The 242-nt window shown below is 50.4% G+C and carries 1 rRNA gene; it reads right to left on the bottom strand.

Features of this window, described 5'->3' with window-relative positions:
* Positions 1-242: ribosomal RNA gene (locus KGF48_RS20080) — 16S ribosomal RNA — on the bottom strand; the annotation flags it as partial.

The following is a 242-nucleotide window of genomic DNA, read 5'->3' as shown; positions in this document are numbered from 1 at the left end:
ATGTGGCCGATCACCCTCTCAGGTCGGCTACTGATCGTCGCCTTGGTAAGCCGTTACCTTACCAACTAGCTAATCAGACGCGGGTCCATCCTGTACTGGCTCACCTTTGATATTCAAGAGATGCCTCCCAAATATGTTATCCCGTATTAGCATACCTTTCGGTATGTTATCCGTGTGTACAGGGTAGGTTACCCACGCGTTACTCACCCGTCCGCCGCTCTTTACCGAAGTAAATCGCTCAA

This window comes from Clostridioides sp. ZZV15-6388 (assembly GCF_020657755.1).
Classification (GTDB): domain Bacteria; phylum Bacillota; class Clostridia; order Peptostreptococcales; family Peptostreptococcaceae; genus Clostridioides.
This window is presented reverse-complemented; position numbering and strand designations above follow the sequence as displayed.